Annotated in this window: 24 protein-coding genes; 6 read left to right on the forward strand and 18 right to left on the reverse strand. The window is 73.5% G+C overall.

Annotation, left to right across the window (positions count from 1 at the left end):
* Positions 1-122 precede the first annotated feature (122 nt).
* Positions 123-983 carry a DMT family transporter gene (locus ACIP93_RS20485; protein WP_401760795.1) on the reverse strand — a complete coding sequence of 287 codons (861 nt, stop codon included), beginning with the start codon at positions 981-983 and terminating at the stop codon, positions 123-125.
* Between ACIP93_RS20485 and ACIP93_RS20490 the strand changes: the two genes are divergently transcribed.
* A complete protein-coding gene (locus tag ACIP93_RS20490; RefSeq protein ID WP_401760797.1) occupies positions 925-2,538 on the forward strand; it encodes a PLP-dependent aminotransferase family protein in 1,614 nt (537 codons plus the stop codon). The two genes, ACIP93_RS20485 and ACIP93_RS20490, sit on opposite strands and share 59 nt — an antisense overlap.
* Positions 2,539-2,569: 31 nt before the next feature.
* Here the strand turns inward: ACIP93_RS20490 and ACIP93_RS20495 are convergent, their stop codons facing one another.
* The gene (locus tag ACIP93_RS20495; protein WP_401760799.1) at positions 2,570-3,775 is read right to left on the reverse strand and encodes a glycoside hydrolase family 10 protein; all 1,206 of its coding nucleotides are present in this window, start codon (positions 3,773-3,775) and stop codon (positions 2,570-2,572) included.
* A 171-nt stretch (positions 3,776-3,946) separates the two neighbouring features.
* Here ACIP93_RS20495 and ACIP93_RS20500 point away from each other — a divergent pair, with 171 nt between their 5' ends.
* On the forward strand, positions 3,947-4,807 hold the full coding sequence (locus ACIP93_RS20500; protein ID WP_345224771.1) for a 3-hydroxybutyryl-CoA dehydrogenase: 861 nt from the start codon (positions 3,947-3,949) through the stop codon (positions 4,805-4,807).
* A gap of 189 nt (positions 4,808-4,996) precedes the next feature.
* Positions 4,997-5,254, forward strand: coding sequence for a hypothetical protein (locus ACIP93_RS20505; RefSeq protein ID WP_401760801.1), 258 nt, complete (start codon positions 4,997-4,999; stop codon positions 5,252-5,254).
* Positions 5,255-5,326: 72 nt separating this feature from the next.
* Here the strand turns inward: ACIP93_RS20505 and ACIP93_RS20510 are convergent, their stop codons facing one another.
* From ACIP93_RS20510 to infC, 9 genes are all read right to left on the reverse strand, one after another.
* Positions 5,327-5,887, reverse strand: a complete 561-nt coding sequence (locus ACIP93_RS20510; RefSeq protein ID WP_401760802.1) for an NUDIX hydrolase — start codon at positions 5,885-5,887, stop codon at positions 5,327-5,329.
* A gap of 98 nt (positions 5,888-5,985) precedes the next feature.
* On the reverse strand, positions 5,986-7,338 hold the full coding sequence (locus ACIP93_RS20515; protein ID WP_345224764.1) for a transcriptional regulator: 1,353 nt from the start codon (positions 7,336-7,338) through the stop codon (positions 5,986-5,988).
* 396 nt (positions 7,339-7,734) lie between these two features.
* On the reverse strand, positions 7,735-10,263 hold the full coding sequence (gene pheT, locus ACIP93_RS20520; RefSeq protein ID WP_401760804.1) for a phenylalanine--tRNA ligase subunit beta: 2,529 nt from the start codon (positions 10,261-10,263) through the stop codon (positions 7,735-7,737).
* Complete coding sequence (pheS, locus tag ACIP93_RS20525; RefSeq protein ID WP_401760806.1) at positions 10,263-11,393, reverse strand: phenylalanine--tRNA ligase subunit alpha; 1,131 nt, start codon at positions 11,391-11,393, stop codon at positions 10,263-10,265. Before pheS ends, pheT begins: the two co-directional genes overlap by 1 nt.
* 115 nt (positions 11,394-11,508) lie before the next feature.
* On the reverse strand, positions 11,509-12,609 hold the full coding sequence (locus ACIP93_RS20530) for an ATP-binding protein (protein WP_401760807.1): 1,101 nt from the start codon (positions 12,607-12,609) through the stop codon (positions 11,509-11,511).
* A gap of 72 nt (positions 12,610-12,681) precedes the next feature.
* On the reverse strand, positions 12,682-13,521 hold the full coding sequence (locus tag ACIP93_RS20535) for a TrmH family RNA methyltransferase (protein ID WP_401761021.1): 840 nt from the start codon (positions 13,519-13,521) through the stop codon (positions 12,682-12,684).
* Between the two features lie 176 nt (positions 13,522-13,697).
* On the reverse strand, positions 13,698-14,084 hold the full coding sequence (gene rplT, locus ACIP93_RS20540) for a 50S ribosomal protein L20 (RefSeq protein ID WP_189827453.1): 387 nt from the start codon (positions 14,082-14,084) through the stop codon (positions 13,698-13,700).
* A gap of 105 nt (positions 14,085-14,189) precedes the next feature.
* Positions 14,190-14,384, reverse strand: a complete 195-nt coding sequence (gene rpmI / locus ACIP93_RS20545) for a 50S ribosomal protein L35 (RefSeq protein WP_030387121.1) — start codon at positions 14,382-14,384, stop codon at positions 14,190-14,192.
* Positions 14,385-14,519: 135 nt separating this feature from the next.
* Positions 14,520-15,167 carry a translation initiation factor IF-3 gene (gene infC / locus ACIP93_RS20550; protein ID WP_345226640.1) on the reverse strand — a complete coding sequence of 216 codons (648 nt, stop codon included), beginning with the start codon at positions 15,165-15,167 and terminating at the stop codon, positions 14,520-14,522.
* 385 nt (positions 15,168-15,552) lie between these two features.
* On the opposite strand from infC, the gene ACIP93_RS20555 reads away from it, so the two are divergent.
* A complete protein-coding gene (locus ACIP93_RS20555) occupies positions 15,553-15,933 on the forward strand; it encodes a DUF1844 domain-containing protein (RefSeq protein ID WP_401760809.1) in 381 nt (126 codons plus the stop codon).
* Positions 15,934-15,974: 41 nt separating this feature from the next.
* Here the strand turns inward: ACIP93_RS20555 and ACIP93_RS20560 are convergent, their stop codons facing one another.
* From ACIP93_RS20560 to ACIP93_RS20570, 3 genes are all read right to left on the reverse strand, one after another.
* A complete protein-coding gene (locus ACIP93_RS20560) occupies positions 15,975-16,715 on the reverse strand; it encodes an SseB family protein (protein ID WP_401760810.1) in 741 nt (246 codons plus the stop codon).
* Positions 16,716-17,061: 346 nt separating this feature from the next.
* Positions 17,062-18,216: a type VII secretion-associated serine protease mycosin gene (mycP, locus tag ACIP93_RS20565; RefSeq protein ID WP_401760812.1), complete on the reverse strand. Its 1,155-nt coding sequence runs from the start codon at positions 18,214-18,216 to the stop codon at positions 17,062-17,064.
* Positions 18,213-19,166 (reverse strand): hypothetical protein, encoded by a 954-nt coding sequence (locus ACIP93_RS20570; RefSeq protein ID WP_401760814.1) that lies wholly within the window; start codon positions 19,164-19,166, stop codon positions 18,213-18,215. The genes mycP and ACIP93_RS20570 overlap by 4 nt, the downstream gene beginning before the upstream one ends.
* A gap of 584 nt (positions 19,167-19,750) precedes the next feature.
* On the opposite strand from ACIP93_RS20570, the gene ACIP93_RS20575 reads away from it, so the two are divergent.
* Positions 19,751-20,977 carry an amino acid deaminase/aldolase gene (locus tag ACIP93_RS20575; RefSeq protein WP_401760816.1) on the forward strand — a complete coding sequence of 409 codons (1,227 nt, stop codon included), beginning with the start codon at positions 19,751-19,753 and terminating at the stop codon, positions 20,975-20,977.
* A gap of 3 nt (positions 20,978-20,980) precedes the next feature.
* Here ACIP93_RS20575 and ACIP93_RS20580 read toward each other — a convergent pair whose 3' ends face one another.
* The 4 genes from ACIP93_RS20580 to ACIP93_RS20595 all read right to left on the reverse strand — a co-directional run bounded on the left by ACIP93_RS20580 (position 20,981) and on the right by ACIP93_RS20595 (position 26,063).
* A complete protein-coding gene (locus ACIP93_RS20580; protein ID WP_401760818.1) occupies positions 20,981-21,937 on the reverse strand; it encodes a DUF2510 domain-containing protein in 957 nt (318 codons plus the stop codon).
* Positions 21,938-21,988: 51 nt separating this feature from the next.
* The gene (locus ACIP93_RS20585) at positions 21,989-22,807 is read right to left on the reverse strand and encodes a 3-oxoacyl-ACP reductase (protein WP_401760819.1); all 819 of its coding nucleotides are present in this window, start codon (positions 22,805-22,807) and stop codon (positions 21,989-21,991) included.
* 5 nt (positions 22,808-22,812) lie between these two features.
* Positions 22,813-24,165 (reverse strand): aldehyde dehydrogenase family protein, encoded by a 1,353-nt coding sequence (locus tag ACIP93_RS20590; RefSeq protein WP_401760821.1) that lies wholly within the window; start codon positions 24,163-24,165, stop codon positions 22,813-22,815.
* A gap of 533 nt (positions 24,166-24,698) precedes the next feature.
* Entirely contained in the window at positions 24,699-26,063 is a 1,365-nt protein-coding gene (locus tag ACIP93_RS20595) for a glutamine synthetase family protein (RefSeq protein WP_345224729.1), read from the reverse strand.
* An 87-nt stretch (positions 26,064-26,150) separates the two neighbouring features.
* On the opposite strand from ACIP93_RS20595, the gene ACIP93_RS20600 reads away from it, so the two are divergent.
* Positions 26,151-26,888, forward strand: a complete 738-nt coding sequence (locus ACIP93_RS20600) for an FCD domain-containing protein (protein ID WP_345224726.1) — start codon at positions 26,151-26,153, stop codon at positions 26,886-26,888.
* The last annotated feature ends 96 nt before the right edge of the window (positions 26,889-26,984 follow it).

Below are 26,984 nucleotides of genomic sequence, written 5' to 3' on the forward strand. Positions count from 1 at the left end.
AGGGCTCCCGACGGGAAGGGTGGGCGGAGGGGGTCACGGTAACGGGCGGGCGCGCCGCGATCACGGGATTTTCCGGCCCGCCGGGAGCGGGAGGGGCGGGTCACCGCCTCCCGGTGCGGCCTTCAGGCCCGCACCCGCTGGGTGACCGCGATGCACACCAGCACCGCCACCGCCGCGACCGGCGCCGCCACCGGCAGCACCTCGCCCAGCAGCAGCACCGACCACACCAGCGTCAGCAGCGGCTGTGCCAACTGGAGTTGGCTGGCGCGGGCGACGCCGATCTCGCCCATCCCCCGGTACCAGACCACCAGGCCCAGGAACTGCGAGCCGACCGCCACCCACAGCAGTCCGGCCACCGCCTTCCCCGTCAGGTGCACCGGTTCCACGGCCAGGGCGACCGCCGCGGCCGGCGCCGCCACCGGCAGGCACATCACCAGCGCCCACCCGATGACCTGCCAGCCCGGCATCACCCGGGCCAGCCGTCCGCCCTCGGTGTATCCGGCCGCGCACACCAGCAGCGCCCCGAAGAGGTAGAGGTCCGCGCCGGACAGGGCGCCCCCGCTCTGCTGCACGGTGAAGGCGATCACGACGGCCGCCCCGGCCAGTGCCGCCGCCCAGAAGGCCCGGGAGGGCCGGTGGCCGGTGCGTACGGCCGAGAGGACGGCGGTGGTCAGCGGCAGCAGGCCGACCACCACGGCCGCGTGGGCGGTGGTCGAGCTCTGGAGGGCCAGGGTGGTCAGCATCGGGAAGCCGAGGACGACGCCGACGCCGACGACGGCCAGACCGCCCCAGTGCCGCCGCCCGGGCACGGGGACCCGCAGGGCGAGCAGCGCGCCGCCCGCGACGAGGGCGGCCAGGACGCTCCGTACGGACACCAGCGTCCACGGCCCGAAGCCGTCGAGGCCCCAGGCGGTGGCGGGAAAGGTGAGCGAGAAGGCGACCACCCCGAACGCGGCGAACACGGTCCCCCGGCGGGCCCGCACGGCGTCCGGGGCCTGGGCGCGCGGCGCGGCGACGGGAGTCCCCGGCGAGCTCTCCGGGTGCTTCGGTGAGCCATCAACTGCTATCGCGTTGTGGGCAGTAGCGCTATTGTGTGCGTTCATGCACGAGCGTAGCAGCGTCTCCGAACTGGCATCAGCCCTCCGGGCGGATCTCCACCGCTACTCCCCCGGTGGAAAGCTGCCGTCCAGTCGGGCCCTCGTCGAGCAGTACCGGGTCAGTCCCGTCACCGTCTCCCGGGCGCTCGCCCGGCTCGCCGCCGAGGGGCTCGTGGAGACGCGGCCCGGCGCCGGGGCGTTCCGGTGCGCGGACCGGCGCACGCAGGCGCGTGCGGCCGGTGACACCTCCTGGCAGGAGGTCGCGCTCAGCGCCGAGGGGGCCACCGACCAGGTGCCGCGCGCGGTCGACGCGACGGGCGTGCTGGTCACCCTGTCCGCGCCCGCCACCGGGGTGGTCGAGTTCAACGGCGGTTATCTGCACGCCTCCCTCCAGCCGGAGCAGGCCATGGCCGCCGCCCTCGGCCGGGCCGGACGGCGGCCGGGGGCCTGGGGCAGGCCGCCCGTGGAGGGCATCGACGAGCTGCGCGCCTGGTTCGCGCGGGGCATCGGCGGGGCGATCACCGCCGCCGACGTACTGATCGCCGCGGGCGGCCAGAGCGCGCTGACCACGACGCTGCGCGCCCTCGCGCCGCCCGGCTCGGCCGTGCTGGTCGAGTCGCCGACGTACCCCGGCCTGCTCGCCGTCGCACGGGCGGCGGGACTGCGGCCGGTGCCGGTGCCGGTGGACGCGGACGGGGTGCGTCCCGACCTGCTGGAGGCCGCCTTCCGGGCGACCGGGGCCCGGGTCTTCATCTGCCAGCCCCTCTTCCAGAACCCGACCGGCGCGGTGCTCTCGGCCGCGCGCCGCCCGGAGGTCCTGCGCATCACGCGGGCGGCGGGGGCCTTCCTGGTCGAGGACGACTTCGTGCGGCGCCTGGTGCACTCGGACGCGGGGCCGCTGCCCCGGCCGCTGGCGGCGGACGACCAGGAGGGCGTCGTCGTGCACGTCTGCTCGCTCACCAAGGCCACCTCCCCCAGCTTCCGGGTGTGCGCGCTGGCGGCGCGCGGGCCGGTCCTGGAGCGGCTGCGCGCCATCCAGGTGGTGGAGAACTTCTTCGTGCCGCGTCCCCTCCAGGAGGCGGCGGTCGAGCTGGTCGGCTCCCCCGCCTGGCCGCGCCACCTGCGCACGGTCTCGGCGGAGCTGCGCGAGCGCCGGGACGCCCTGGTCTCCGCCCTGCGCCTGCGCCTCCCGGAACTGGCCCTCCCCCACGTGCCCTCGGGCGGCTACCACCTGTGGCTGCGCCTGCCGGACGGCGTGGACGAGCCGGCCGTGGTCTCCGCCGCCCTGCGCGCGGGCGTGGCGGTCGCGCCGGGCCGCCCCTACTTCAGCGCGGAGCCGCCGGCGGCGCACCTCAGGCTGAGCTTCGCGGCGGTAGCGAGCACCGCGGAACTCGGGGAGGGCGTGCGGAGACTGCGTACGGCCTGCGACGCGATCGGCTGAGGCGTCCCGCGCCGCGGAGAGGCTCCCCGGATCAGTAGTGGTCCGCCACCACCCGGCGCATCGCCCCGATCCGGTCCTCGGCCACCTCCCGCCCGGAGAAGAAGACGTGCCCCCGGACCTCCGGGTGGGACCGGGCCAGCGTCAGGTGCCGCGACAGCTCGGCCGGGTCCTGCCACGCGGCGGGCTGCGCCGGGTCCCCCGCCTTGTACAGCGCCTCCCCGACGTAGAGGTCGACCCCCGTCCCCCGCACCGCCCGCGCCCACCACCCCACCAGCTCCGCGTAGTCCGCCGCCGCGAACCCGACATGCCAGTACAACTGCGGGCAGATGTAGTCGAGCCATCCTTCCCGCACCCACTTCCGGGTGTCCGCGTACAGGTCGTCGTACGTGCCCACGCCCGCCCTGGTCCGTGACCCCTCGGGGTCCTTGTCGGCGTTGCGCCACACCCCGAAGGGGCTGACCCCGAAGCGCACCCCGGGCCGCACCCGCCGGATCCGCTCCCCCATTTCCCGTACGAGCGCGTCCGTCGTGTGCCGCCGCCAGTCCCCCACCGTGGCGAAGCCGCTCCCGTACCGCGCGAAGGCGTCCGCGTCGTCGAAGACCTCGCCGGCCACCGGGTACGGGTAGAAGTAGTCGTCGAAGTGCACGGCGTCCACCGGGTACCGGCGCACCGCGTCGAGCATCGCGTCCTGCACGAAGCGGCGGACCTCCGGGAGCCCGGGGTGGTAGTACAGCTTGCCGCCGTAGCGGATCACCCACTCCGGGTGCACCCGTGCCGGATGGGACGCGACGAGACGCCCGGGGTCTGTGTGATTCGCCACCCGGTACGGGTTGAACCAGGCGTGCAGTTCCAGCCCCCTGCGGTGGGCCTCCTCGACCGCCGTGCCCAGCGGGTCCCATCCGGGGTCCCCGCCCTGCCTCCCGGTGAGGCACTCCGCCCAGGGCTCGTACGGCGACGGCCACAGCGCGTCGGCGGTCGGCCGTACCTGGAGCACCACCGCGCCGAGCTTTCTGCGTACCGCGGTGTCCAGGTGAACCAGCAGCTCAGCGCGTTGTTGATCAGCGGTGAGGCCCTTGCGGGACGGCCAGTCCCGGTTGGCGACCGAGGCCAGCCACATGCCCCGCATCTCCCGCTCGCGGCGCGGCGCCGGACGCCCCGCCGCGCTCTGTGTCAGGGACAGCGCGCCGAGCGCGCCGACCGCCGCGGCCACAAGCCGCCTTCGTGCGACATGTCCCACCAAACAACACCTCACCGCTCCGGTACGGACCCACTGTCCGGCACAGCATGCCCGCCCTCCCGGCCGGAACGCGTCAGGCGCGGAGTAACGTCGGGGGTTCACGGCGGGCCCCCGGCGACACCGGCAGGGCCCCCGTCACCCAGAGCGTGACCGTAGAGCGAAAGGCACGATGTGACCGACATCGAACGCGTCGGAGTGGTGGGCTGCGGCCAGATGGGCGCCGGCATCGCGGAGGTGTGCGCCCGCAGCGGCCTTGAGGTCAAGGTCGCCGAGACCACGGGCGAGGCCCTGGAGATCGGCCGTACGCGCCTCTACAACTCCCTCTCGAAGGCCGCCGAGCGCGGCAAGATCTCCGAGGAGGAGCGCGACGCGGCGCTGGCGCGCCTGAGCTTCACCACCGACCTCGGCGAGTTCGCCGACCGCGACCTCGTGATCGAGGCCGTCGTGGAGAACGAGCAGGTCAAGACGGAGATCTTCCAGGTCCTGGACCAGGTGGTGACCCGCCCGGACGCGATCCTGGCGTCCAACACCTCCTCCATCCCGCTGGTGAAGCTGGCCGTCGCCACCTCCCGCCCGGACGCCGTCATCGGCATCCACTTCTTCAACCCGGCACCCGTGCAGAAGCTCGTCGAGCTGATCCCGGCGCTCACCACGTCCGAGGGCACGATCAGCCGGGCGCACGCCATGGTGGAGAAGATCCTCGGCAAGCACGCCATCCGCGCCCAGGACCGCTCCGGCTTCGTGGTGAACGCGCTGCTGATCCCGTACCTGCTCTCGGCCATCCGGATGTTCGAGTCCGGCATCGCGTCCCGCGAGGACATCGACAACGGCATGGAGCTGGGCTGCGCCCACCCGATGGGCCCGCTGAAGCTGGCGGACCTGATCGGGCTGGACACGGTCGCCTCGGTGGCGGACTCGATGTACGCCGAGTTCAAGGAGCCGCTGTACGCCGCCCCGCCGCTGCTCCAGCGGATGGTGGACGCGGGCCGGCTCGGCCGCAAGACGGGCTCGGGCTTCTACCCGTACGGCTAGGCACGCAGCGTCACCCCGCCACGTCAGCGCCCCCCGCACTCCTGATTCGCACGGAGTGTGCGGGGGCGCGCGCGGTGTGCGGGGTGCGCTCGCATATGCCCCGAACACACGCTCCCGCCCTGCGCGCAAAGGGAGTTGACTCACCGTCACACCATTCGAGTCGACTCTCCCGTGAAGGAGCGGTACATCGTGGCCACCGAACCCGAGCAGAGCGTGGTCGTGGACGAACTCGCGGAGGTGCGCCGCCGCCTCGACGTGGGACTGGCCCACATCGAGGGACGGCTCGCCGTGCAGACGCTGCGTGACGACCAGAACGACAAGGACCTCGCCGATCTGGTCGCCCGCGTCAACGCCCTGGAGCACACCCGCTGGCCGCTGCCCTCGGTGGCGGCGCTCACCGCACTCGGCGCGCTCGCCGTCACCCTGTGGCAGGCCATCGGGCGCTAGGCGCCGTACGTATCGGCCCGACCGTGCGCACTGCCTGTCCGACCGTACGTACCGCCTGCCCGGCCGTACGTACTACCTGTTGGAGCCGGAGGCCAACTCCCCCTGGCCCAGCCGGAGGTGATACAGCATCAGCAGCCCGGCCGCCATGTTGGCGGCCGGGACCTCACCCCGGGCGATCATGTCCGGGATGAGCCTCAGCGGTATCCACTCGCGGCGCGAGGACTCGAAGTCGTCCTCGGGGTAGCCGGTGTACGTGGCGCCCTCCGCCCAGTACAGGTGGTGCCGGGCGTCGGTGAGGCCGTTGGACGGTTCGACGGTGAGCAGGTGGCGCAGCGGCCCCGGCCGCCACCCCGTCTCCTCCTCCATCTCGCGGGCCGCGGCCGCCTCGACGTCCTCCCCGTCCTCGACGACGCCCGCGGCCAGTTCCCAGCCCCAGCTGTCGGTGATGAAGCGGTGGCGCCAGAGCATCAGCACCTCGTTCGCCTCGTTGACGGCCGTCGCGACGGCCACCGCGCGCAGGCGGATGAGGAAGTGGTCCAGATGACGGCCGTTGGGGAGTTCGACGTCCGCGAGATTCACCCGGAACCACGGGTTCTCATACACAGTTTGTTCGTTTAGGTTCGTCCACTGCACAGTTCTGCCACCTTCCGGCACGTAGATGCACGTAGATGGCAACATCGCAGTAGCGCAGCGCTGGGGGAACCAGCACTCGACGGACCTTCGCAGCGGCCCTACAGGGGAATGCGCAACGCCCCGTCGATCATTTCGGCCGCCTCGTCGGCCTCGGCGCAGCCGCTGGCCGCCAGATGTTCACGCACGGCCCGCAGCCGGTCTCTCAAACGCTGGGACTCCATGCCCCGCGCCTGCTCGGCCATCTCGACCGCGGTGGCCACCGCCCGGTCGGCCTCGCCCTGCCGCAGCTCGACATGGGTGAGGATCGCGAGCCGGTGCACCCGGCCGCGGTCGTGTGCGCGGGTGTCGACCGCCGCCGCCGCGTGCTCCCGCGCGGTGCTGAGGTCCCCCATGCTGAGCAGCGCCTCCGCCACCTGCACATTGACCAGACCCGGCTGGACGTACCCGGTCTCGTCCGGCTCGCGGCCGGGACGGATGCGGTCGGCGGCCTTCTCGGCCCGCCGGATGCAGGCGAGCGCGCTCGTCCCGTCCCCGAGGTGGGCGTAGGACTTGGCCTGCATCGCGTAGAGGTCGGCGGCCAGCGCCGGGGTGATCTCACGCCCGGCGGCCCGCAGCGCGGCCTCGGCGAAGGCGACCGCCTGACGGTACTCCCGCATGAACAGCGACTGGTTGACGAGCAGCGCGATGACGTACGCGCCGAGCCCCCGGTCGCAGCTCGCCTTGGCGAGCCGCAGGGCCTGGTGGAAGTACCGCTGGGCGAGCCCCTGAGCGTCCGAGTCGTACGCGCAGATGCCCGCGATCGCCACCAGCCCGCCGGTGGCGCGGTGCAGTTGGCGGCCCGTCGTGTCGTTGTAGCCGCCGCGCAGCAGGGGCGCGGTCTCGGAGTTGAGGAAGCCGACGATGCGGGTGCGGGTGGCGATGCCGCCGGCCTTGCGGTACATCTGCTCGTAGTGCGCCCGGGCGGCCTTGAGGGTCTCGATGTCCGCGAGGTTCACATGCGTCTGCCCGGACCGGGACACGTCGGAGTCCTCGGGCGGGTTCTCCCACTCCCAGACCGGCATCACGGCCGGGGTGCCGGTGACGGCGGGCGCGCCGAGGACGTGCGGGCGCTGCTGTTCGTCGGAGCGCCACAGGGCGGTGGCGCGCTCCACGAACCCCGAGAGGGTCGAGTGCGAGCCGCTGTCCGGCGGCGTCGCGTCGCCCCGCACGCCGCCGAGGCCGATGTCGTCGAGCGCGACCTGGCGGCGCAGGCGGGTGCTGAGCACCTCGCAGATCAGGTCGGGGGCCTGGCCGCGCGGCCGCTGCCCCTTGAGCCACCGGCGCACCGCCGTGTGGTCGTAGCGGAGCGCCAACCCCCGTTTCTTCCCCGCCTGGTTGACATGGGCGGCGAGACCCGCCTGGGAGATCCCCGCTTCGTCGAGCAGGGCGTCGAGGAGTGCATTGGGCTGCATGGGAGCGCCTCCGGATGACGTCAGTCGTGCATCAGCGTAGTACCGGGGCGTTCACACGGGGGGTGAACGGAATACCCGCATCCGCCCCCTTCACCCACTCCCGCCCCACCCCGTGAACTCGGTTGACTGAACTGCCTCGCAAGAGGCGGCCGGGCCGTCGGCTCCCCCCCTCCATCAGTGCGGCGGCCCGTTCCCCACCCCCGCCCGCCCCGCCCGGCCGACCTGCACCTCCGCGGCGGGGCGGGCGGCGGCGTCACGAGGCCGGAACGACCGCGTCCGCCGTTCGTGCCGCTGTGCGCACATCGCCCGCAGAGCTCACCCCATGGGTGAGGGGCACACCCGTGTTCCGGATGTGCCCCTCGACAACCCCTTCGACGGGGTTTCCCCGTCAGGGTGTTACGCCCCGCGCAGCACGGCTCCCGTGTGCTCGGCCGCGAGCGCCACCGCCGCGTCACGGGCGGCCGAGGCCTCCTCGACGGTCAGCGTGCGATCGGCGGCCCGGAAGCGCAGCGCGTACGCCAGGGACTTGCTTCCCTCGCCGAGCTGCTCGCCGGTGTAGACGTCGAACAGGCGGATGTCCTCGAGGAGTTCACCCGCGCCCTCGCGCAGCCACCGCTCGACCTCGACGTTCGGCACGGCGGCGTCGACGACCAGGGCGACGTCCTGGGTGGCGACCGGGAAGGTGGAGATCCGGGGCGCGACCAGCACGCCCTGTCCCGCCTTCTCCAGCACGTCCAGGTCCAGCTCCATCGCGCAGGTGCGCTCGGGCAGGTTCATCGCCTTGATGACACGCGGGTGCAGCTCACCCGCGTACCCGATGACCTGCTCCTCGCCGTCGACGACGACCGACAGCGCGGCGCAGCGGCCCGGGTGCCAGGGGGCGTTCGCCGCGGCGGCGACGACCAGGTCGGCGCCGGCCTCGCGGGCCAGCACACGGCCGGCCTCGACCGCGTCGGCCCAGGTCGCCGGGCGGCCCCTGCCCCACCAGCCGGCCTGCTCGCGGGCGCCCGCGAGGACGACGGCGGCGTGCCGGGGCTGGGCGGGCAGCGAGGCGTTGAGCTGCGCGATCTCCTCGTCGGTGGGACGGCGGTCGACGGGCGGCCGGACGGCCTTCGTCTCCTCGCCGGTGGGCCGGAAGACCAGCCCGGTCTCGAAGAGCGCCAGATCGTGCGACCCGCGTCCGTCGTTGCGGCGCAGCGCGCCGAGCAGGCCCGGCAGCAGCGTCGTACGGAGCGCGGGCTCCGTGTCGGCGAGCGGGTTGACCAGCGTGACGGTGGTGCGGCGCGCGTCGTCGGCGGCCAGTTGGAGCTGGTCGAAGACGGCGTCCCCGACGAAGGGGTAGCTCAGCGCCTCGACGTAACCGGCGCCCGCGAGCGCGCGGCCGACGCGGCGGTGCAGGCGCTGGCGCTCGGTGAGGCCGCGGCCGGACGGCGGGGTCGGCAGCGTGGAGGGCAGGTTCTCGTAGCCCTCCAGACGGATGACCTCTTCGGCCAGGTCGTTGGGGAAGGCCAGGTCGGGCCGCCAGGACGGCACGGTCACGACGAGTTCGTCGGTGCCGTAGACGTCGCAGCCGACCTCCTGGAGGCGGCGCACGACGGTCTCGCGGCCGTAGGCCACGCCCGCGACCCGGTCCGGGTGGTCCGCTCGCATGGCGATGGAGCGGGGCGCGGAGGGCGCGATGACCTCGGTGACCCCGGCCTCGGCGGTGCCGCCCGCGAGCAGCACGAGCAGGTCGACGCAGCGCTGGGCGGCGGCCGGTCCGGCCTCCGGGTCCACCCCGCGCTCGTAGCGCTTGGAGGCCTCGGAGGTCAGCTTGTGGCGGCGCGAGGCACGCGCGATGGTCAGCGCGTCGAAGTGCGCCGCCTCGACGACGATCTCGGTCGTCCCCCTGGCCTCACCGGTCTCGGCGTCGATCTCGACGTCGGCGACCTCGGTGTTGGCCCCGCCCATGACGCCGGCCAGGCCGATCGGCCCGCGGTCGTCGGTGATGACGAGGTCCTCGGCGTCCAGGACGCGCTGGGTCCCGTCGAGCGTCGTGAACTTCTCGCCCTGCTCGGCGCGGCGGACGCCGATGGCGCCCTGGATGCGGGAGCGGTCGTACGTGTGCAGGGGCTGGCCCAGCTCCAGCATCACGTAGTTGGCGATGTCCACGGCGAGCGAGAGCGGGCGCATGCCCGCCTTCTGGAGGCGGCGCTGCAGCCAGATCGGCGAGCGGGCCTCCGGGTCGAGCCCGGTGACGGTGCGCGCGGTGAAGCGGTCGCAGCCCTGCGGGTCGCTGATCTTCACCGGGTAGCCGTACGAGTTCGGCGCGGGGACGTCGAGCAGCGCCGGGTCGCGCAGCGGCAGCCCGTACGCGGTGGCGGTCTCGCGGGCGATGCCGCGCATCGACAGGGCGTAGCCCCGGTCGGGGGTGACCGCGATGTCGAGCACCTCGTCCACGAGCTCCAGCAGCTCGATGGCGTCGGTGCCCGGCTCGTACTCCGGCGGCAGCACGATGATGCCGCCGCTGCCGTCGTCGCCCATGCCCAGCTCGTCGCCGGAGCAGATCATGCCGTGCGAGGTCTTGCCGTACGTCTTGCGCGCGGCGATCGCGAAGTCGCCGGGCAGCACGGCGCCCGGGAGGACCACGACGACCTTGTCGCCGACGGCGAAGTTGCGTGCGCCGCAGACGATCTCCTGCGGCTCGCCGGTGCCGTTGGCGGAGCCGACGTCCACCGTGCAGAAGCGGATCGGCTTCTTGAAGCCCTCCAGCTCCTCGACGGTCAGGACCTGGCCGACGACCAGCGGGCCCTTGATGCCGCCGCCGGTCTGCTCGACCGTCTCGACCTCAAGTCCTGCGGACACCAGCTTGGCCTGCACGTCACGGCCGGTCTCGGTGGCGGGGAGGTCGACGTACTCCCGCAGCCAGGAAAGCGGGACCCGCATCAGATCTCCATCCCGAAGGGCCGAGTGAAACGCACGTCACCCTCGACCATGTCTCGCATGTCTTCCACGTTGTGCCGGAACATCAGCATCCGCTCGATGCCGAAGCCGAAGGCGAACCCGCTGTACTTCTCCGGGTCGACGCCGCAGGCCACCAGGACCTTCGGGTTGACCATGCCGCAGCCGCCCAGCTCGATCCAGCCCTCGCTGCCGCAGGTGCGGCAGGGCCGGTCCGGGTTGCCGACGGACTCGCCGCGGCAGACGTAGCAGACCATGTCCATCTCGGCGGACGGCTCGGTGAAGGGGAAGTAGTTGGGGCGCAGCCGGGTCTTCATGCCCTCGCCGAAGAGCGCCTGGACCATGTGGTCCAGGGTGCCCTTGAGGTCCGCCATCGTCAGGCCCTCGTCGACGGCCAGCAGCTCGATCTGGTGGAAGACCGGGGTGTGCGTGGCGTCGAGCTCGTCGGTGCGGTAGACGCGACCGGGGCACACCACGTACACCGGCGGCTCGCGGCGCTCCAGGAGCGCGCGGGCCTGCACCGGGGAGGTGTGGGTGCGCAGCACGACACCGGACTCGTCGTTCTTCGCGCCGTCCTCGCCCTGCACGAAGAAGGTGTCCTGCATCTGCCGCGCCGGGTGGTCCGGCACGAAGTTCAGGGCGTCGAAGTTGAACCACTCGGCCTCGACCTCGGGGCCCTCGGCGACCTCGTAGCCCATCGCCACGAAGACGTCGGCGACGCGCTCCATGAAGGTGGTCAGCGGGTGCCGGGCGCCGGCCGGGGTGCGGTCGTGGGGCAGCGTGACGTCCACCGCCTCCTCGACCAGCACGCGCTCGTCGCGCTCAGCCTCCAGGACCGCGAGGCGGGCGGCCAGGGCCTTGTTCACCGCGCCGCGCGCCATGCCGACGCGCTTGCCCGCCTCGGCCTTGGCCTGGGGCGGGAGCGCGCCGATCTCGCGGTTGGCCAGCGACAGCGGCGAGGTGGGCCCGGTGTGCGCGGTCTTGGCGTGCGTCAGCGCGTCGAGGTCGGCGGCGGCCTCGAAGGCGGCGAGCGCCTCGTCGCGCATGCGCTCGATCTCTTCGGGTTTCAGCGCCTCGACCTCGACAGGGTCGTACGACTTATTGGGTGCGGACATCTCTTCCCGTACTTCCGATGGCTGGTGGGCGGCCCCGCTCGACACGTGTGAGGACGCAAAGGTGCCAAAAGTCGAGTCTAAAGGGCCGTGGGACGCGAAGAAGCCCGTGGGGCGCTCAGGCCAGGTGGGCCGGAGCCCCGACGGGCAGGACAAATCGGAACTCGGCGCCGCCGCCGGGCCCGCGGCCGACCGTGATCGTGCCGCCGTGCGCCGAGACGATGCCCTTGACGATGTAGAGGCCCAGGCCGGTGCCGCCGCGCTTGCTGCCCCGCCAGAAGCGGGTGAAGACGCGGCTCAGCGACTCCTCGGGAATTCCCGGTCCCTCGTCGCTGACGGTCACGGCCGTTCCCTTCTCGTCGTCCTTGGCGGTGGCGGGCGCCACCTCAATGGTGACCATTCCGTCGCCGTGGCGCACCGCGTTTTCCAGCAGGTTGCCGAGCACCTGGTCGATCTTGTCGGGGTCGGCCCACAGGTCGGGCAGCGGGTGGGCGATCCGTACGAGAAAGCGGTCGGCACTCTGACCTGCGGAGACAAGGGAGTGGACATGCCGGGCGACGGCGGCGGCGACGTCGACGGGCTGCCTGCGCAGCTCCAGCCGTCCGGTGTCGATCCGGGCGATGTCGAGCAGCTCGGCGATCAGGCGGGCGATGCGGTCGGCGTCGTTGTCGACGGTCTCCAGCATCATCAGCTTCTGGTCGTCGGTGAAGCGCTCCCACTTCTTCAGCAGGGTCCTGGTGAAGCCCTTCACCGAGGTCAGCGGCGAACGCAGTTCGTGGGCGACGGTCGCGATCAGCTCGGCGTGGCTGCGCTCGGTGCGCCGCCGCGCCTCGGTCCCGCGCAGCGACACCACGACCCGCCGCACCGGCCCTCGCGGATGCTCCCGTACGTACCGCGCCGACACCAGCACTTCGCGCCCGTCCGGCAGCAGCAGGTTCCGCTCGGGCTGTCCGACGCGGATGGCGAGCCCGTCGTACGGATCGGTGAGCGTCCACCAGCGACGCCCCTTGAGGTCTTCGAGCGGGAGCACGTCGACGAGCGGGCGCCCGAGCGCGCGGCGGGCCGGGACGGCGGTGATCCGGGCGGCGGCCGCGTTGAAGCAGACGACCCGGCCGGTCTCGTCGGCGACGACGAGACCGTCGGGGAGGTCGTCCGCGCCGATCCCGGACGCGCCCAACTCCCTTACCGCGGCGGTCTGTTCCGTGATCTCCGCGACCATTCCCGTACCCCCACTTCCCGAGTGGCGCAGCAGGGCCCCCGAGCCCGTCACCCTACTCCGGCCGAAAGCTCCTCAGGCAGTGGTGCGTACCCGCTGTGCCCGCGCGGATGCGTACAGGCACACGGCGGCGGCCGTGGCGAGGTTCAGGCTCTCGGCCCTGCCGTGGATCGGGACGCGGACGACGGCGTCGGCGAGCGCCCGGGTCTCCTCGGGCAGGCCCCAGGCCTCGTTGCCGAAGACCCAGGCGGTGGGGACGCCCATGGTGCCGGCGTCCAGCTCGTCGTCGAGGTCGTTGTCGCCCGCGCCGTCGGCGGCCAGGATGCGTACGCCCGCCGCCTGGAGCTCGGCGACGGCCTGCTCGACGGGGACCCCGACGGCCACCGGCAGGTGGAAGTGGGAGCCGACCGAGGCGCGCACGGACTTGGGGTTGTAGAGGTCCACGGAGGCGTCGGTGAGGACCACCGCGTCCGCGCCCGCCGCGTCCGCGCAGCGCAGCACCGTGCCGGCGTTCCCGGGGTCGCGGACGTGCGCGAGGACGGCCACCAGCTTGGGCCGTGCGGCGAGGATGTCCTCGAACGGCGAGTCCAGGAAGTGGCAGACGCCGACGATGCCCTGCGGGGTGATGGTCTGCGAGATCTCGGCGAGGACCTCGTCCCCGGCCAGGTGCACCCGGGCCCCGGCGGCGTGCGCGGCGTCCACGATGTCGGCGTACCGCTCCGCGGTCTCCACGGTCGCGAACAGCTCGATCAGCGTCGGCGTCCCGTCCGGACCCCGGTGTCCGACGGCCTCGCGCACGGCCTGCGGCCCCTCGGCGATGAACCGGCGCTCCTTGCCCCGGAAGCTGCGCTTGGCCAGCCGCTTGGCGGCGGCGACACGGGGGGAACGCGGGGAGATCAGCTCGGGGGTGCCCATGGGTGTGCGGCTCACTTCCATGACGTGCGTACGAGGGGGGCGACTGCGTCTTCCCGGGGACGGCCCCCGGGCCCCCGGCCGGGAGACGAGCCGGGAAACAACCGGACCCGCAGGCGCTTGGTGCGCCTGCGGGTCCGGCTTCGAGCCAAGAAGGGCTTCTGCCTGTCCGGGGAGGACTAGGCGGCGGCCTTCGGGGCGTTGACGTCGCTCGGAAGCGCCTTCTGGGCGACCTCGACGAGCGCGGCGAACGCGTTGCTGTCGTTGACGGCCAGCTCGGCGAGGATCTTGCGGTCCACCTCGATGTTGGCGGCCTTCAGACCCTGGATGAGGCGGTTGTACGTCATGCCGTTCTCGCGGGCAGCGGCGTTGATGCGCTGGATCCACAGCTGACGGAAGTCGCCCTTGCGCTTCTTGCGGTCGTTGTAGTTGTAGACCAGGGAGTGGGTGACCTGCTCCTTGGCCTTGCGGTACAGGCGCGAACGCTGGCCGCGGTAACCCTTGGCGGCTTCGAGGATTGCCCGGCGCTTCTTGTGGGCGTTTACTGCGCGCTTGACGCGTGCCACTTTTGACTCCTTGTAGCGGGGCCGTGGGGGAGTTCACACGACCCGAAAACGAATTGGTCCCGGTCTCGTTCCAGTGCTCCGGCGGGTGGGCCGGGAGCAGTGGAATTACTTGCCGAGAAGCTTCTTGATCTTCGCGGCGTCGCCCGGGGCCATCTCGGCGGTGCCGGTGAGGCGGCGCGTCACGCGGGACGACTTGTGCTCAAGCAGGTGGCGCTTGCCGGCGCGCTCGCGGAGCACCTTGCCGGAGCCGGTGATCTTGAAGCGCTTCTTGGAACCGCTGTGCGTCTTGTTCTTCGGCATAGCGCCGTATCTCCTCGTCAGTGCCGCTCCCCCCGGCCCCCGGTGCGGGCACCGGTACTCAACGGAAGCGTCAGATCTTTGGTTGGGGGTTTCCGGTCCGGGACCCGGGGGCCGCCTGGGTGGCGGCCCCGAGGATCACGCCTCGGAAGGTGCCTCGGCCGGAGCCTCGGCGACGACCTCGGCTGCCGCCGGCTCGTCGTCCTGGGCAACGCCCTGACGCTCCGCCTTGCGGGCGGCCTGGGCCTCGCGGGCCTCGGCCATCGCCTCGGTCTTCTTCTTGTGCGGGCCAAGAACCATGATCATGTTCCGGCCGTCCTGCTTCGGATTGGACTCGATGAAGCCCAGGTCCTCCACGTCGGAGGCGAGTCGCTGAAGCAGCCGGAAGCCAAGCTCGGGACGGGACTGCTCACGACCACGGAACATGATCGTGATCTTGACCTTGTCACCCTGCTTGAGGAACCGGACGACGTGACCCTTCTTGGTGTCGTAGTCGTGCGGGTCGATCTTCGGGCGGAGCTTCATTTCCTTGATGACCGTGTGCGCCTGGTTCTTGCGCGCCTCACGGGCCTTCATGGCCGACTCGTACTTGAACTTCCCGTAGTCCATGAGCTTGCACACGGGCGGACGGGCGTTCGCCGCGACCTCGACCAGGTCGAGGTCGTACTCCTGCGCCAGTTCCAGGGCCTTCGCGAGCGGGACGATGCCCACCTGCTCGCCGCTGGGTCCGACAAGTCGCACCTCGGGAACGCGAATCCGGTCGTTGATGCGGGGCTCGGCGCTGATGGATCCTCCTCAGTAGCACCACACGACTGTCTGGCAGACAGCCGCGAGACGTCTTATGTCTTCGGACCAACCGCGCGGGAACGCAAAAAATGCCCCGGACGGGACACAGGCAGGGCTCCTGGATGTACCGGAGCACCGCCGCGTCTGAAACCGCGGGGCGCGCACATCGGACAGTTCCATCGTCCGTACGGAACGATGGTGACCGTCTTCTGACCGGTGACCCACCGTCCCGGGGGACGGTCAGGTGGGAGAAACGGAGCCTCCACTTGTGGGCCGGGCACAGATGTGTCCGGCCGGTCGCTCGACCAGCCTACCAGGGGGAGGCGGAACGGGCGAACCGGTCCGGTGTGCGAAGCCGGGCCGGCCGGGACCTATCGTTGACGGCATGAGCGACGCGACCAGCAGCACCGGCACCACCACCGAAGGCCAGAACCCCGGCTTCGACGACCTCACCCGCGACATCGCGGACGTGCCCGCCGTCGAGGTGATCACCACGGTGGCCGTGCACCTGATGAGCGCCGCCGCCGTGAACCTCGGACTCGCCGAGGGCGGCGAGGACCAGAAGGACCTGGACGAAGCCCGCAAGCTGATCCAGGCGCTGGCCGGCCTGATCACGGCCAGCGCCACGGAGATCAGCTCGTTCCACGCGGCCCCGCTGCGGGACGGCCTGAAGTCCCTGCAGCTCGCCTTCCGCGAGGCCTCGGTCGTACCGGACGAGCCGGGTCAGGGCCCGGGCGAGAAGTACACCGGACCGGTCTACGGCTGAGCCGGGCCGGTCGCGGGACCGGTGACCGCCCGGGGAGTCGTTCAGCGTGCGAGGAGCGGCTCCCCGGGCGGCGTGCTGCCGGGGGGCAGCAGGGCCAGGTCCAGTCCTCGTACGAGACGGGCGCGCAGGACGTCGTCCTGCGCGAGGGCGTTCGCGATGCGGCGCGCGACCTCGGCGGGGGCGGCGTCGGGAGCCAGTGCCAGCGCGAGGGTGCCGTCGGCCTCACCGGGGCCGAGGTGGGCGCGGAGCACGGCGGGCTCGGCGGCGACCAGGGCGCGGACCGCTTCGACCACGGCCGGGTCGTCCAGGGGGCGGGTACTGGTGCGCCCCTCGGCGAGGGCGCGCAGCGCGGGCCCGGTGAGCTGGAAGGGGACGGGGCCCGCGAGGTCGAGGACGACGGTGTCGGCCTGTTCGTGGGCGGCGGCCTGGAGGGCCTGGTGCAGCGGGACGGCGACGGGGCGGGCGGCGGGGTCCCACAGGGCGAGGGCCTCGGTGGAGGTGAACGCCGGGAGGGCCTTGCGCTCGCCCGCGCGGAGGGTGGGCACGGCCATGTCGCTGGTCTTCTCGCGCTTGAGCCCGGTCTCGGGGTCGGTCTCGACCTCGCCGAGGACGGCGACGACGGGGACCAGGAGCCGGGCGCCGGGGAGGGCCTCGATGACGCGCTGATGGGCCCGCGCGTCCTGCGGGCCCGCCGCCCAGGCGGCGAGGGCGGAGGCGAGGGCGGGGTGGGCGGTGCCGTCGTCGTCGGAGAAGCCGGGGTCCGGGATGTTCTTGAGCTGCACGGGGTCGAGGGTAGTCGGTGGGCGCGGGGCGCTCGGGCGCGGGCCGCTCGGGCGCGGGCCGCTCGGGCGCGGTGCGGGGTGGATTGTCGGGGGGCGGCGCCGGGGGGCTTTTCCGTGCGGGTGCGTCGTGGCTGGTCGCGCAGTTCCCCGCGCCCCTGCATGCCTGCCCTTCGGGCGGTGTGGCGGCCGGGGACGCGGCCCGTCGGAATGCCTGCCCTTCGGGCGGCGTGACGGCCGGGGGCGCGGCCCGTCGGAATGCCTGCCCTTCGGGCGGCGTGACGGCCAGGGGCGCGGCCCGTCGGAATGCCTGTCTGCGGGCGGTACGTCGGCCGGGATGCCCGCCGGGTCAGCGGCGGCGGGAGGTGTGCCAGAGGGTGGCGGCCGTGGCGAGGAGCAGCAGGCCGGCGCCGCCCGCGGCCAGGGACCAGGTCTCCGGGCCCGTCGGGGCCGGGGCGGGGGCCGTCGGGCCGGGACCGAAGTAGGGGGCCGAGTGGCCCGCCGCCGTGGAGTGGACGGGGGTGCGGCCACGGGTCGCCGCCGCGATCGCCGCCGCCGGGTCCACCATGCCGTGTCCCCGGGAGTCGTCCCGGCCGCCGGAGGGGGCGTCGCGGGCCGTGCGGGCCAGGAGGCGCTTGATCTCGGCCGGGGGGAGGTCCGGGTGGGCGGCGCGGACCAGTGCCACCGCCCCCGACACGAAGGCGGACGCGGCGCTGGTCCCCCAGCCCTCGTAGTAGCTGCGGTCGGGGTCCGCGATCACGACGTCGACGCCGGGCGCGGCCACCGTCGCGTACCACCGGCGGGTGGAGAAGGAGGCGTGCGTGCCCGCCGCGTTCACGGCCGTCACCGCGATGACGCCCGGGTAGGCCGCCGGGTAGGAGATGTGGTCGCCCTTCTCGCCGCCGTTCCCCGCGGAGGCGACGACCACCGCGCCCTTGCGCAGCGCGTACTGGACGGCGGCGTCCTCCTCCGCCTCGGGGTGCGCGGACTCGCTGTCGTCGCCCAGGGAGAGGTTGATGACGTCGGCGCCCTGGTCGACGGCCCACCGGATGCCCTCGGCGAGGGCGTTGCCCCGGGACTCGCGGGCCTTGTCCCGGGAGGGGTCCGTGCCTTCGAGGATGACCCGTACCGGAAGCACCTTCGCCTCCGGGGCCACGCCCAGCACCCCTTCGCCCCGGGCGGGACCGTGCCCGTGGCCCGCGATGATGGACGCCATCGCGGTGCCGTGCCGGGCCCAGGAGCGGTCGCCGCTCTTCGCGCCGAAGCCGACCAGGTCACGGCCGGGCAGGACGTTGCCGGTCAGGTCGGGGTGCTGGTCGTCGACGCCGGTGTCCAGGACGGCGACCGTCACGCCCGCCCCCTTGGTGGTGCGCCACGCCTCCTGCGTGTGCATGGCCGCCAGGCCCCACTGCTTGTCGCGGACGGTGTCGGCGCGGGCGGGAGCGGCGGACAGCGCGACCAGCAGGGCGGCGGCGGCGCCCGCGAGAGCGGGGCGGCGGTTCATCCTGGCGTCTCCGTGGGCTTCTGGACGGTCGTGCGCAGGCCGCGTTCGACCCGGTCGGCGATGCCCTTGGCCTCGTGGCCGAGGCCGGACTGGGCGGGGGCGCTCGTCGCGCCGTCGGCGGTGGCGCGGGGGGCGGGCTGGGGGTCGGTGACGGCGCGTCCGTCGGCGAAGCCGGACACCGCGTACACCACGACGGGCGCGTCCCCGAGCACGCGGACCGTCCAGCTCGCCCGCTGCGCGTCGCCGAACCCGGCGGCGACGGTCTTCGGCACCGGGAAGGCGCGCGGCATCAGGTCGGCGCGCTCGGCCAGCTTCTCGCGGACGAACCGGGTGCGCAGGGCGTTCGTCGCGGCCCGGTCGCCCTGGGTGAAGACCAGGCCGACGGTGGTGACGCTGCTGGCGGTGGCGTCGGTGTAGGTGGCCCGCAGCAGCCGGGCGCAGCCGACCGGCCCCAGTGCCGTGAGCAGGAGCGGGTCGAGGGCGTCCGCGCAGGGCCCGTCGGGGGCGACGGCGACCCGGGTCCAGGCCCGGTCCGCGCCGCCGGGGCCCGCGCCCCGGCCCTTGAGGGTGCGGGGGAAGAGGGTGTCGACGGGGGTGCTGTGCCAGGCGGTGCGGGCGTCCTGGAAGCGGCTCTCGGGGGTGACGGCCGCGGGGGTGTCGACGGCGAGCAGGCTCCCGGCGGCGGCACCGCCGAGGAGCCCGGCGCCGAGGACCGCGCAGACGGCGGTCGCCGCGATACGGGCGGGACTTCGGCTGCCGGGGGGCCGCGGCCGGGCAGTGCGCCCGGCGGGACTCTCCTCGTCCTCGCGCGCCCAGTGCTGGGGCGGGGCGAAGACCGGGGGCGCGGCCCCGTCCGTCCAAGGCGTCGGATCGGCCTGCCCGGCCCCGCGCGGGGCCGGCGCACGGCCCCCGGTCTCTCCGGCCGCGGCCGGTGCGGGCTCCCGGCCCACGGCGGGCGCGGTCGCCCGGGCGTCGCCCGCGGGCCCCGGCCGGCCCCCGGGGCGCCGGGGGTCCGCCGAGGGGGCGGGGTCCGCGATCGTGCCGGCGGGTGCGAGGGCCCCCGGGCCGGACGGCGCCGGGTGCGGGGGCGCCGCGGGAGCCGCGCCGGTGGACCCGCTCCCGGAAGCACCGGGCCCGGCCCAGGAGCTGGACGGCGTCACGGGCGCGGCCGGGGGCGCACCGGCGGGCCGGGCGGACGGAGCGGGCGCGGGGCGGGGAGGGGCCGCGGGGGGTGGGGCGGAGGGGCGGGGAGGGATGCGGGGGCGGTGTGGTTCGGTGGTCATCCGGCCCCCAGGTCCGTCTCTTGTGGTGCTCCCGGCACGTACCCCGCCGCACTCCCGGCACCCGGGGCCTCCAGCGGAATTCCGTCACTCTACGGGCTGGCCGCGCCCGGGCGGGAACCGGTGCGCGGCGTGGGACGGATCTGACCGGAACGTCCCTCCGGGATCCGCCGGCCGGTGCCGGTGCCGCCCTTCCGGGGCCGACCTCCGAACAGGCCCTACCGGTCGGTAATCCTCTCTGGCAAGCTGCGCCCATGACTCTCCGTGCTGCTCACGCCCAGGCCCCCCGGGCTGCCGACCGTGCCCGCTACGACCGTGCGACCGCGCATCTGGACGGCCCCCTCGCCGTGGTCGACCTGGAGGCGTTCGACGACAACGCGGCCGACCTGGTGCGCCGGGCCGGCGGCAAGCCCGTCCGGGTGGCGAGCAAGTCGGTGCGGTGCCGGGCGCTGCTGGAGCGGGTGCTGGCGCGGGACGGCTTCGCGGGCGTGATGTCGTACACGCTCGCGGAATCCCTGTGGCTGGCCCGGTCCGGCTTCGCGGACGTCCTGCTGGCCTATCCGTCGCCGGACCGCGCGGGCTACGCCGAGCTGGCCTCGGACCCGAAGCTGGCGGCCGCGGTGACCGTGATGGTGGACGACGTCGCGCAGTTGGAGCTCATCGACCGGGCGCGGGACGGCGGGACGCAGGAGATCCGGGTCTGTCTGGAGATGGACACCTCGCTGCGGATGCTCGGCGGGCGGCTGCGGATCGGCGCCCTGCGCTCGCCGCTGCGCGAGCCGGAGCAACTGGCCGAGCTGGCCCGTTCGGTCGACCGCAGGCCGGGTTTCCGGCTCGTCGGGATCATGGCGTACGAGGGACACGTGGCCGGTGTCGGCGACCTGGTGCCCGGGCGGCCGGTGCGCTCGCGGGTGGTGCGGGCGATGCAGGGTGCGGCGCGCAAGGAGCTGGCGGTGCGGCGGGCGGCCGTGGTGCGGGCCGTGCGCGGTGTCGTACCGGATCTGGAGTTCGTGAACGGCGGCGGGACCGGGAGCGTGGAGAGCACGGTCGCGGAGGACGCGGTGACGGAGGTGGCGGCCGGGTCGGGTCTGTACGTGCCGCGGCTGTTCGACCACTACCGGGCCTTCGACGGGCGTCCGGCGGCGCTGTTCGCGATGCCGGTCGTCCGCCGTCCGGGCGTGGGCGTGGTGACGGTGCTCGGCGGCGGCTACCCGGCGTCGGGCGTCGCCGGGCCGGACCGCTCCCCCGTGCCCTACCTGCCGGAGGGCCTGCGCTATGACGCGCAGGAGGGCGCGGGAGAGGTGCAGACGCCGCTGCTGGGGGCGGCGGCGGACGACCTGCTGATCGGCGACAAGGTGTGGTTCCGGCACGCCAAGGCGGGCGAACTGTGCGAGCGGTTCGCCCAGTTGCAGCTCATCGAGGGCGACCGGGTGACGGGCGCCGCGCCGACGTACCGGGGTGAGGGGCACACCTTCCTGTAGGGGTCAGCCGGCGTTGCGGATGCCCTGGGTGATCTTGTCCATGCCGTCCAGGGGCGGCCCGTCGGGGCCCGCGTCGAAGGCGAACCGCACGAGGACGATCGAGGCGGGGCCCATGTTGCTGGGGAAGGCCAGGGACTGGACGTACCCGCCGGGGCCCTTGCCCGTGACGACCTTCCAGCGGACCAGGTGGCCCTGCTTGCCGGCGACGGTGACGGTCTCGGCCTTGACCTCCTGGTGGGAGGTGATGCCGCCGTGCTTCTGGCGGTCCAGGACGTCCTTGCCGTAGGCGAGTTCGGCGGCCTTGGCGATGTCGGCCTTGGCCACGGCCTCGGGGGTGGTCTGGCCGGCCGGGGCGGTGCGGGAGCTGACCGTGCCGTGGTGGCAGTAGCCGCCCTCGGCGGGGCAGTCGTACGTCTCCTCGGTCTGCATGGACGCGGCCTCGCGGTCGCCGCCGAACTCGGGGATCTCCCAGCCGTCGGGGACCGGCAGCGTGATGCCGTTGAGCTGGTCGGCGAGGACGGCCGCGCCCGCCGAGGGGCCGGGGGTGACGGGCGGCGGGGTGGGGGCGCCGCTGCCGCCGGGCACGGGCTGCGTGGTGGCGGCGGCCGGGGGCGGCTCGGGGTCGTCCTCGCCGCCGAGGACGACGACACCGGTGACGATGGCCGCGACCAGGACGGCCCCGGCGGTGATCACGGCGATCAGGCCGCCCTTGCCCAGCCCCCCGCCGCCTGCGCCGGGAGGGGACGACGGCGGCGCCGGGGCGCCGGCCTGGGGCTGGGCGGGCGGAAACCCGTACCCCTGCGGCGGCTGCTGCGGGTAGCCGTACTGAGGAGTCTGCGGGGCCTGCGGCGGCCGGCCGGGGGCCCGGGTGTGCGCGCTCCAGGCGGTGCCGTCCCACCAGCGCTCCTGGGTGGGAGCGCTGGGGTCCGGGTACCAGCCGGGCGGGGTCGTCATGCTCATGCGGCACACCTTAGACGGCGTGCGGCACGCGTCCAGGTCCGGAGCGGACGCCTAGAGCGGAGTGACGTACGCGCCGGAGATCCCGCCGTCGACCAGGAAGTCGGTCGCGTTGACGAAGGAGGCGTCGTCGCTGGCGAGGAAGGCGACGGCCGCCGCGATCTCCTTCGCCTCGGCGAACCGGCCGAGCGGGATGTGCACCAGGCGGCGGGCGGCGCGCTCGGGGTCGGAGGCGAACAGCTCCTGGAGCAGCGGGGTGTTGACGGGCCCCGGGCACAGCGCGTTGACCCGGATGCCCTCCCGGGCGAACTGCACGCCCAGTTCGCGCGACATGGCGAGGACGCCGCCCTTGGAGGCGGTGTACGAGATCTGGGAGGTGGCCGCCCCCATGACGGCGACGAACGACGCGGTGTTGATGATCGAGCCGCGCTTCTGCCGCCGCATGTACGGCAGGGCCGCCTTGCAGCACAGGTAGACGGAGGTGAGGTTGACGTCCTGGACGCGCTTCCATGCCTCCAGCCCGGTGGTGAGGATGGAGTCGTCGTCGGGCGGGCTGATCCCCGCGTTGTTGAAGGCGATGTCGACGCTGCCGTACGTGTCGTACGCGGCCTTGAACAGGGCGTCGACCTGCTCGGCGTCGGTGACGTCGACGCGGACGAAGGTCCCGCCGACGACTTCGGCGGCGGCCTTGCCCGCGGTCTCGTCGATGTCGCCGCAGACGACGTTCGCCCCCTCGGAGGCGAGACGCCGGGCGGCGGCGAGGCCGATGCCGCTGCCGGCGCCGGTGATGACGGCGGTGCGGCCGACGAGGCGCCGGCAGACGGCCTCGGCGCTCGCGGCGTTCTCGGCGCTCTCGATGTGCTCGGTGCTCATGCTGGTCAGGCCTCCGTGCTGATGAAGACGTTCTTGGTCTCGGTGAACGCGGTCAGGGCGTCGGGTCCGAGCTCGCGCCCGAGACCCGACTGGCGGTAGCCGCCGAAGGGCGTCCAGTAGCGGACGCTGCTGTGGGAGTTGACGGACAGGTTGCCCGCCCGCACGGCCTGCGAGACGCGCAGCGCGCGCCCCACGTCGCGGGTCCAGATCGACCCGGACAGCCCGTACTCGGTGGCGTTGGCGAGACGGACGGCGTCCGCCTCGTCCTCGAAGGGGAGGACGACGGCGACGGGCCCGAAGATCTCCTCGACGGCGGCGGGATGGTCGGGGTCCAGCCCGGTGAGCACGGTGGGCGGGAACCAGAACCCGGGCCCTTCGGGGGCCGTGCCCCGGATGCCGGGCGCGTCCTCGTCGACGTACGTCCGTACGCGATCGAGCTGGGCCTGCGAGATCAGCGGCCCCATCTGGGTCTTCTCGTCGTACGGGTCCCCCACGACGACCGCCTCGACGAGCGGGGCGAGCAGCTCCAGGAACCGGTCGTGGACGCTGCGCTGGACGAGGATGCGGGTGCGGGCGCAGCAGTCCTGCCCGGAGTTGTCGAGGAACGACATGGGGGTGGCGGCCACGGCGGCCGCCAGGTCGGCGTCGGCGAAGACGATGTTGGGGCTCTTGCCGCCGAGTTCCAGGGTCACGCGCTTCACGCGGTCGGCGCACGCGGCCATGATCTGCTTGCCGACGCGGGTGGAGCCGGTGAAGACGATCTTGGCCACGCCGGGGTGCTCGACCAGGGCGTTGCCCACCACCGGGCCCTCGCCGGGCAGGACCTGGAAGAGGTGCTCGGGGAGGCCGGACTCCAGGGCGAGTTCGGCGAGGCGCAGGGCGGTGAGGGGGGTGGTCTCGGCGGGCTTGAGGATCACCGCGTTGCCGGCGGCGAGGGCGGGGGCGGTGGCCCAGGCGGCGATCGGCATGGGGAAGTTCCACGGGGCGATCACGCCGATCACGCCGAGGGGTTCGTGAATCGTGATGTCGAGGCCGCCGGGGGCGGGGATCTGGCGGCCGTTGAGGCGTTCGGCGCCGCCGGCGGAGTAGGTGAGGAGATCGCGGACGTTGCCCGCTTCCCAGCGGGCGTTGCCGAGGGTGTGGCCGGCTTCGTCGACCTCCAGCCGGGCGAGTTCTTCGACGTGGTCGTCGACGAGGGCGGCGAAGCGGTGGAGGTGGCGGGCGCGGGTGGCGGGCGCGGCGGCGGCCCAGGCCCGCTGGGCACGGGTGGCACGGGCGACGGCGGTGTCGACGTCGGCGGGGGTGGCGGCGGGGACGGTGGTGAGGAGGTCGCCGGTGGCGGGGTTGAGGATGTCCACGGGGGTCCTTGTCGGGTGGGCTGGCTTCCGGGTTACGGGGGACGTGTCCCGTGCCCCTTTCAGGGGCGCGGGGAACTGCGCGAGCAACCACGACGCTCCTGCACGGAACCGTGCACGGCTGCGCGGCGAGCGCTTCAGGTGGAGGGGCGGGTCCGGGGCCTCTCCTGCCCGAGCCGGGCAGGGCTGAGGCGTCCGGTGCCGGGGCTGGGGTCGCGGCCTCGGCGGAGGAGCTTGCCCGGCACAGGCGCTCGGGCAGGGGGCGGTACCCGGGTGGGCCGGGAGCGGGAGGGGCCGCCCCCTTGCCCGCCCTCCCCCAAGCTCTCGGCTTCGCTCGAGCAGGGGGTACCCCCCTCGCCCCCTTGGGGCGGCCCCGTCGCCCAAGGGGGCTTGGGACGAAGTCCAAGGGATGGGGGTGGTAGGGCGACTGCGAAAGCCCAAGGAGGCTGGGGGGAAGGGGAACAAGGGGACGGAGGTGGAGGAGGTAAGGGTGAAGGGAGGAAGGGGCGAGAGGGTGAGGGGAGGAAGGGTGGGGATTACATGCGTTCGAAGGAGCGGCGGAGTTCCCAGTCCGTCACCGCCGCGTCGAACGCCCCCACCTCCACCCTCGCCATGTTCCCGTAATGCGCCACCACCTCCTCCCCGAATGCCTCCCGCGCGATGGGACTGGCCTCCCAGAGCTCCGCCGCCTCCCGCAGGGTGCTGGGCACACGCTCGTACGCGGCCGTGTACGCGTTCCCCCCGCACGCCTCCGGCAGCTCCAGCTTGTGCTCGACTCCGTGCAGCCCCGCCGCGATCATCCCCGCCACCGCCAGGTACGGGTTGACGTCCCCGCCCGGCAGCCGGTTCTCGAACCGCATCGACGCCCCGTGCCCGACGACCCGCAGCGAACACGTCCGGTTGTCGAGGCCCCAGGCGACGGCGGTCGGCGCGAAGGAACCCGGCTGGAAACGCTTGTAGGAGTTGATGTTGGGGGCGTACAGCAGCGAGAAGTCCCGCAGCGCCGCCAACTGTCCCGCGAGGAAGTGCCGCATCAGCGGCGACATGCCCTCGGGCCCCTCCCCCGCCATCGCGCTGCGGCCCTCCGCGTCCCGCAGCGAGAGGTGGATGTGGCAGGAGTTGCCCTCCCGTTCGTTGTACTTCGCCATGAAGGTGAGGGAGACGCCCTCCTGCGCGGCGATCTCCTTCGCCCCGTTCTTGTAGACGGCGTGCTGGTCGCAGGTCCTCAGCACCTCGTCGTACTTGAACGCGATCTCGTGCTGCCCGGGGTTGCACTCGCCCTTGGCCGACTCCACGACGAGCCCTGCCGCCGCCATCTCGTTGCGGATGCGCCGCAGCAGCGGCTCGACCCGGCCGGTCCCCAGGATGGAGTAGTCGACGTTGTACTGATTGACCGGCGTGAGGTCCCGGTAGCCGGAGTCCCAGCCCTCTTCGTACGTGTCCTTGAAGACGATGAATTCGAGTTCGGTGCCCGCGTGCGCGGTGTAGCCCAGTTCGGCCAGCCGTTCCATCTGCCGGCGCAGGATCTGTCGGGGCGCGGCGACGACGGGTGAGCCGTCCTGCCAGGTCAGGTCGGCCATCAGCATGGCGGTGCCGGCGTTCCAGGGCACCCGGCGCAGTGTGCCGAGGTCGGGGCGCATCCCGAAGTCGCCGTAGCCGCTCTCCCAGGAGGACATGGCGTAGCCGTCGACGGTGTTGAGGTCGACGTCGACGGCGAGGAGGTAGTTGCAGCCCTCCGCGCCGTTCTCCAGGACCTCGTCGAGGAAGAAGGGGGCGGCGAACCGCTTGCCCGTCAGCCGGCCCTGCATGTCGGGGAAGGCCAGGACGACGGTGTCGATCTCTCCGTCCGCCACCAGGGCGCGCAGCTCGTCGAGCGGGAGCGGGGGTGTGCGGTCTGCCACGGGAAGTTCCTCCTTGGGTCAGCCGGAAGCCACCGGGAGCCCTAAGGTATGACCCAAGACCATTGATTGGGAAGGGGGTTCGGGCGCGTGTCGGACGAGGGGGCGCGGGATCGGGAGCGGGACCGGCTGACGGCCGTGCTCCGGCCCGTCCGGGCGGGCAACGGCTTCGAGGAGGCGCTGGAGCAGGTACTCCAGGTGCTGCGGCTGGGTCTGGTGCCGGCAGGTGAACGGCTGCCTTCCGAACGGGAGTTGGCCGACCGGCTGGGCATCAGCCGGGTCACCCTGCGCGAGGTGCTCAAGGTCCTCCAGGAGCAGGGCCTGGTGGAGAGCAGGCGCGGCCGCTACGGCGGCACGTTCGTGCGCCGCCGCCCGGAGACCCCGGGCGAGGCGGAACTGCGGCGCCGGGTCGGCGAGTCGGACGTGGAGGACGCGCTGCGCTTCCGGGAGGTGCTGGAGGTCGGGGCCGCCGGGCTCTGCGCCGCACGCGGACTGCACGGGCCGGAGGCCGACCGGCTGCGCGACGCGCTGGCCGCCACGCACGACGCCCCGCTCGCGGAGTACCGCAGGCGGGACACCCTGCTGCACCTGACCCTCGCCGAGCTGTCGGGGTCGCCGCGGCTGGCCGCGCAGTACGCGGCGGTGCGCGCCGAGGTGAACGAACTCCTGGACTGCATACCGCTGCTGGTGCGGAACCTGGAGCACTCCCAGTCCCAGCACACGGCCCTCGTGGACGCCGTGCTGGCCGGGGACGCGCACGCGGCGCGCGCGGCGATGCGGGAACACTGCTCGGGCACGGCGGCCCTGCTGCGCGGCTTCCTGACCTGAGCCGTGGACGCAACTCCCGTGCCGCTGCGGGAGCTTGCCCACCGCAGACGCGGTCCGCCGGTCGTCACCGGGGGGTTGCCAACCGCCCACGCGGCC

Source organism: Streptomyces sp. NPDC088745 (genome assembly GCF_044751045.1).
In the GTDB taxonomy this organism is placed as follows: Bacteria; Actinomycetota; Actinomycetes; order Streptomycetales; family Streptomycetaceae; genus Streptomyces; species Streptomyces cremeus.